We start from the raw sequence: 6,165 nt of genomic DNA, 5'->3' as shown, positions 1-6,165 counted from the left end.
GCTGCTCTGGGGTAGAATTCATGTCGGGCAAGGTGTGTTCGTGCTGATAGGGTAGGTTTTTAGATAACTCCCATTCTATCAATCACTTACGGCATTCTTGCCCCTTTTTGTGCAAAATTCAGGCTAGAGGGAACACCCCGCCGCCCACCTCTTCGTTACCATCCAAAAGGCGCAACCGCCAGCCGCCGCCGAGTTCCACCAAACGCGGGAGAATTTCATAGCTGCATTGCATCAAAACTCTTCTTCTGGATCATTGATGCGCTGCTGTCCTCGGGCTTCCAGTTGTTCACGAAGCTGCTGGTCGGTTAGTGTCTGCCGCTTTGGCTTTGCGTCCTTGGCTTTGATCTTGAACGCGAAGTCAGTGATGGCGCGGCCGGTTTTGACCGGTTTGTAGCTCACCGTCAGATCGCTGTGCTTGTTGATCTGATCAACGGCCACCTCGATCACCTTGCGGATGAAGTTGGTTGTCAGCTTGTATTCGTCTGGCGCAATCTGTAGCGTTTCACGCAGCCATGCCAGATTGAGCATACGGTTGCCTATCTCCCTGTGCTGTGCCAGTAGCTCGTATATGCGCACCGCGTAGGCGCTCGTCATGTTGCCGACTTTTTCTAACTGATACGACGTAAACTCTGTCTCCAGGCGCGTGAGGTACTTGATGACCTCTGGCGTAAACACGATCTGGACGTGTCCTGCACCGTCGATATACGCTTTCTCACTGATCCAGCGCGTTTCCCTGACCCTCGCTTTTTTCGTGGCTGGGTCAGTATCGTGGATCGTTACGCTGCGGTTGTAGAGGCTATTCATTGCCTCCTTAAGCTGGCCGTAAACGTTGCTCTTGTCCACACTGGGGAACTGCTTGACGAAGCTTTCAGCCGTGATGGTGATGGGCAGATCAGGGAATAGCCCCTTCTGCTCCTCACGGCACCGGCAGATCGCGTACAAGATGATGCGCTGCTCGTTCATGCCCAAGCGGTAGCTGGCTTCGATCAAGCGGTTTGACTTTACGACAAATTCGGCCTTATTCATTGAACTATTCTCCATTGCCTATAAGGGAATAGTAAGGCACATTAATACCCATAGTCAAGAGTGGTAATAATTGACCGTAAAAAAGTAATAGTTAACCGTAAAAAGGTAATAGTTCAAAAAAGTAGCCTTACAGCCTGTAAGGCTACTTCAACGCTAAAAGGACTTAAAAGCTACTCCCAACGCTATCGCGTGTAGGTCGTACTGCTTTAGGCCCCCTGAGGGGGCAGGAAAAGGCCCCCGCGAAACGCGACGGCCAACAGCCGGATTCGCAGACCTTCGGCGGGATACGCCCTGCCCTTCGGGCACGCCTACCGGCGCGGGGGCTACCGCCTCACCCCGGCAAGCCGGGGCTTCGGGCACCTGCGACCCGTGAGCGCCTGCCGAAACCCCGCGCCCTCTCGGGACGCGGCGGCAGGCTCTGGTGTGGTCCTATGAGTTCTGCTAGGTTTGTTTCTTAGGGGAAAATATCTCAATTGTGGCGGTCGGGGTGACGGCCAGCAGTCACGCGGCTGCTGTGGTCAGAGTGTGTGCAAGCTGTGGGCAGGGCGTGGGCAACGGGTTTACCGTTGTCCATTCCTGTCCACAGCTTGTGCACACGGCCCGAAGGGCTGTCCACAGCCAATGGACCACCATGGGGCAAGGGGCAAAGCCCCATGCTTTTGGCTGCGAAGCAGCGAACTACTTTGCGTTAGCAAAGTATAGTGAGTACACTTTTTTTGCTCACCCGCTAACGCTGCTCCGAAAGGCCTCCTATGTCCGCACACTTCGCCATCCTGCGCACAGCCAAACTCAAGTCATTCGGTAACGTCGGCGGATCGCTTTCGCACACCTACCGGACACGCGAAACGACAAACGCAGACCCACAGCGAGCCGACTTAAATGAGCATAGCCACAGCAGTCCAGGCGAGGTGATGCAGGCTCTGCGTGATCGCCTACCCGAGAAGTATCGCAAGGACGCTGTGATCGGGCTGGAGTACTTCGTCGGCGCTTCTCCGCAGTGGTTCCAGGACAAGACACGGCAACAGCAGGATGACTACTTTCGCCAGTCCATCAATTGGCTGGAGAAGCGTCATGGCAAGGAAAACGTCGTTGGGTGGTCAATCCATCGAGACGAGAGCAGCCCTCACCTGGTGGCCTACGTGGTACCCATGAGCGATAGGGGAACTCTGAACGCCAAGCAATGGACGGGCGGCGCCGCGGCTTTGTCCAAGATGCAAACCGAATTCGCCAAGACCGTAGGAAGTCGAAACGATCTTGAACGGGGCATCGAGGGTAGCAAGGCACATCACCAGAGCATCAAGAGCTTCTACGCGCAGATCGAGAAGCCGGCCCAGCACGTGACCATCAGCCCCCAAACCGTTGAACCTAAGATTTTGAAGAAGGGTTTTCTGTCCAACGAGTATGAAACGCCTGAGACGGTTGCACAGCGAGTGACGGCAGAAGTGCGGAAAGCATACGCCCCAGCCGTTGAAAAGGCGAAGCTAGCCGCCTCAGAGGCCCGTAGAGCCGATGAAATGACCTTGACCGCTAAAACCCTTGCGCGAGAGAAAAAAGAGCTCACAGAGCGTTTAAATGGCTTGGAGAGGCATCTTGCGCCAGTGATGGAATTGGCAAAACTGGCAAAGCATGAGTTTGCGCAGCTCGTGCTACAGACGCAAGAACGGGTCAACGCCATCAAGGTGGAGCATGAAAAGGCAGCGGAGAAAGAGCGAGTACGCCAGGAGCAGCAGCGCCGGATTGATGACCTGGTGCGTGTCGAACGGAAAACCGCAGGAGCGGCTCACGCCTTTGCAACTCACGCTTTAGAGGCCATCCGAAAAGCTGGTGGAAATGCCTCGAAAGTGGAGTGGCCCGAAGTTGAGAAGGTAGCAATCTACGAATCAATCACGCAACATCGCCAAGATCCAAAAAAAGTTCTCTCGGCCATTGTCAAACATTCGCCAGGAATGGTTGATCAAGCACGCCAGGACAAGGCACGGGCATTCATTTCAACGCTTGTAGGAAAGGAAATAGCACCCCTCAAGGTAAGCAAGGAGCGCGAAGGACCGTCGCTAGGCTAGCGTATTCGGACATTTTCCGGGTCCGGCATCGAGTAACTTGTCGATCTTTTGTCGATATTTTGTCGATTTTGAGATATCGACAAAATATCGACAAAAGATCGACAAAATATTGACAGAACATCGACAAACTGAAGTCTGAGGACTAGGGCAAGAATTCTAGTGCAGGATAGGCTGATGCCGGTTTTTGTCCGGACAAAAAGGTGGGTACTAGACAGCGGTAGTGTCACACTAGGCTTCCACATTCAGCGAATGTCCGCCATGCGTCGGGAAGCGGTCATTGAGGAATGGTGCCGCCGCTGTCGCCCAGCGTGCTATTTTTCGCGGTTTCCCTTTTCTCCGTCAATAGGTTTTTGCTTTTTGATAATGGTTTTTTCTACATTATCCCCACATTCGCGAAGATAAGTTTTCCTGGAAATGGTTAAAAAATACGTTGATATTCCATTGTCTTGAGACATTACTGGAGCGTCAATCATCTTCGCCATTGGAATAACCAAATTGCACACTTTTATAACGCGGAGTGATAATATATAGAAGAGAGGGTCCTTTGGTAATTGAGAGGTAAGATAATTCTCGTGCCCCTTTGATCCCGGTATCACGATTTCACAACCTATTAATTTGGGATCGCAGATTTCTATTTTCTCACCAGTAGCATTTAAGGTACGCATCTGAAAATCTACCCGCTGCGGCATAGCGTGAGCTTCTTGTGCAAATGCGTAACTACTTGTTACGGCGACTAGCAAGGGCAATAATCGTTCGAGCATCTTCTTCACTAGCTAAAGTCCTTTCAGCAACATTTTTGGCGGAATGATTTTTTCTTGAATACGGCATCAACGGAACCGGACCCTCCATAGGTTCGAGAGGTGCATTCGCATTTTCTTCTCCGTTCATTGTAGATGTTCCTTCGTGTGTCCAAGAATAATGTATACCAAACGCATCGCTTAGAAATCCATGGCCAATCTCATGCGCAGCTACTGCGCCATACTCAGCATCGTTCTGCAGAGGAGTGCGATAGAGATTGCCAGAAAGAACAGGATGTGGATTTCGTGAGCGACGGCTTTTGTCCCCCAATATTTTGAGACCTGGGTTAGCTAGTGTCAGCGGCATACCATCGGAAGACATTTTTCCAGTGACTTTCATTTGATACTCGACCCCATTGAGCATTACTGATCTGCTCCAATGTTTTTCCAGTCCCGCATTGGTCAATTCTACATATTTCTTGAATTCTTCTGGGGTGACCTTGCTAGTCAATCCAAGCGCCCTACTTCCAATATTCGGCACTGCATAATCCATTAATATTTCTAGATGGATTTCCTTGTTTTCCTCGTCGATAAAGGCAGATGCATAGTCAACAGGGAACATCGTGCCTTTTATTACATCATTATCGCTCGTTTTGAGGATGGGGTGCGGCGGTGCGCTCATGCCTCCACCGATAAACACATTTCCCGAGCCATCGGTTATGACGGCACTGCACGCGATCGTATCACTGACTCTGGCAGCGGGCTGACCGTTGATGTACACCGTTCCGCTTCCGCTTGCAATCCTATAAGGACCGGATGAGTGGCGCGAGCAGATCGCCGCGTCAATGTTTGCGCGGGCTGCCCCCTTGCCATTAATAAAAACGTTCGTCGAGCAAGGTGCGACAATGTTTCCGCATACCTCTGCACCACCGGTCATGCCGCTGATCGCAGTTCCGATTGCGGCGCCAGCGGCGGCCCCGGCACCGACCAAGGCCAAAGCGGCCAGTCCACCGGTACCGATGACAGCGACAGCAACCAGGGCGATTGCGGCGCCCACAAGCAAGCCTTTAAGCAGGCTGCTTACAACTGGCGCATGGCCGATTGGATCAAGAGCGCGTGCTGCTTTTGGCATGTCTAGCGCTCCTGTACGAGATGGGCCCGCACGTCGGCAATGCTGGTAAATGGCAATGCTGGTGAACTGGTGACCAATAGCGCTGCCATGTGCAGACAATCGTGCAGGCGTGGCGCAGACGAATCTGCCCGTACGTCGAGTACATACGATTTGCGCCCCGGCTTGTCGTCAGTCGGATCCAGCAGACGGGCGTGCAGCGGCGAACCGCTTGCACTAAAAAATGCCCAGGCATCCTGCTGGACTTCCCTCGGGTCAATTTTGCGACACGCCTCATTCATGTCGACAAAGGCGTGCAGCGTTCGGCGGCGTTCCGACAAAACAAAGATGGTGGACAAGGCCTCAGCTGACGTGGCGAGGTCCGCCGGCTGCGCCAGTTTGCGGCGCAGCCGTGTGCTCTCGAGAATGCCATCAAAAGTTGCGTTCCAGCTCGCGCTAAATGGCGCAAGACAGGTCGCTGCGATCAGCATGGCCTGAACCGTACCACCATGTGCGCCCTCCACCAGCGTCATCACCTGACGCTGGTACATGTAGTGGTCACCGCTGGGCCAGCTGTACGCAAGTTCCCAAGCTGGAGCGTCATCAAGTCTGCGTTCTTTAGAAAGGCTGAGCGTGAATCGTGGCAGGGCGTTCGACATCTCTTGAGTCATGCGTTTGCTAAAGGCGATCAAGGTCTCGCCATCGAGCACCTCGGCGTGCGAAACGACTACGCTGAAATCGCTCGGCCCGCTGTCATTGAGCGTGAACATGTGCATGGACTTGTCCTTGAGTTGCGTCGGCATCTCAAAGGTGGCGTGATTGGCATGGTATCGGGTTGCTGATTGTTGTTGCATGATTATTGCGTTTAATAAACGCGGCCTATTTTCTGAAATGGGTGTTGTGAATCGTTACGAGTTACTAGATTCTCGCGAAACGTTCGAAATACTGCTGCTCATATTTGAGTTACAGCAAACAGTTGTTGCATTTTTGTTAGCACTTCGGATTGTATCAGCCGCCGTGCCCTGGAAGTCAAGCCAGGCGTAAGCTTCGCTTTCGGCGTCATCAAAGGCAGCTTGTAGAGGGTTCGTTGCATCCTCGTTTCCTTCTACTAGCCTGAATGTTGCACAAACCACCGCCGCAGCGCCGCTTTTCCGATGCAGGACCTTTTCAACTTGAATCGGAATGTCGCGGGCGATAGCGTCCCTACCCAATTGAACGGGACAGTCAATGAAGC

Annotated in this window: 6 protein-coding genes; 1 reads left to right on the top strand and 5 read right to left on the bottom strand. The window is 52.8% G+C overall.

Annotated elements, in window-relative coordinates:
* Window positions 1-231: 231 nt before the first annotated feature.
* The gene (gene repM, locus F1735_RS32150; protein WP_167240907.1) at window positions 232-1,026 is read right to left on the bottom strand and encodes a replication initiation protein RepM; all 795 of its coding nucleotides are present in this window, start codon (window positions 1,024-1,026) and stop codon (window positions 232-234) included.
* Window positions 1,027-1,778: 752 nt separating this feature from the next.
* Between repM and mobV the strand changes: the two genes are divergently transcribed.
* Window positions 1,779-3,086 carry a MobV family relaxase gene (mobV, locus tag F1735_RS32145; RefSeq protein ID WP_167240905.1) on the top strand — a complete coding sequence of 436 codons (1,308 nt, stop codon included), beginning with the start codon at window positions 1,779-1,781 and terminating at the stop codon, window positions 3,084-3,086.
* A gap of 311 nt (window positions 3,087-3,397) precedes the next feature.
* Here the strand turns inward: mobV and F1735_RS32140 are convergent, their stop codons facing one another.
* From F1735_RS32140 to F1735_RS35910, 4 genes are all read right to left on the bottom strand, one after another.
* Window positions 3,398-3,856, bottom strand: a complete 459-nt coding sequence (locus F1735_RS32140) for a hypothetical protein (RefSeq protein ID WP_167240903.1) — start codon at window positions 3,854-3,856, stop codon at window positions 3,398-3,400.
* Window positions 3,804-4,955 (bottom strand): PAAR domain-containing protein, encoded by a 1,152-nt coding sequence (locus tag F1735_RS32135; RefSeq protein WP_167240901.1) that lies wholly within the window; start codon window positions 4,953-4,955, stop codon window positions 3,804-3,806. The genes F1735_RS32140 and F1735_RS32135 overlap by 53 nt, the downstream gene beginning before the upstream one ends.
* Before the next feature lie 2 nt (window positions 4,956-4,957).
* Window positions 4,958-5,785, bottom strand: coding sequence for a DcrB-related protein (locus F1735_RS32130; protein WP_167240899.1), 828 nt, complete (start codon window positions 5,783-5,785; stop codon window positions 4,958-4,960).
* Window positions 5,786-5,839: 54 nt separating this feature from the next.
* On the bottom strand, window positions 5,840-6,165 hold a 326-nt coding region (locus F1735_RS35910), incomplete at its 5' end, for a hypothetical protein (protein ID WP_222853144.1).

This window comes from Massilia genomosp. 1 (assembly GCF_011682185.1).
Classification (GTDB): Bacteria; Pseudomonadota; Gammaproteobacteria; order Burkholderiales; family Burkholderiaceae_D; genus Telluria_A; species Telluria_A rubra.
The sequence above is the reverse complement of the archived record's forward strand: the minus strand, read 5'-3'. Positions and strand labels throughout refer to the sequence as shown.

Excerpts from the sequence above, each read along its gene's own strand:
- repM (WP_167240907.1), bottom strand. The coding sequence starts at position 1,026 with ATGAATAAGGCCGAATTTGTCGTAAAGTCAAACCGCTTGATCGAAGCC.
- F1735_RS32135 (WP_167240901.1), bottom strand. The coding sequence starts at position 4,955 with ATGCCAAAAGCAGCACGCGCTCTTGATCCAATCGGCCATGCGCCAGTT.
- mobV (WP_167240905.1), top strand. The coding sequence starts at position 1,779 with ATGTCCGCACACTTCGCCATCCTGCGCACAGCCAAACTCAAGTCATTC.
- F1735_RS32130 (WP_167240899.1), bottom strand. The coding sequence starts at position 5,785 with ATGCAACAACAATCAGCAACCCGATACCATGCCAATCACGCCACCTTT.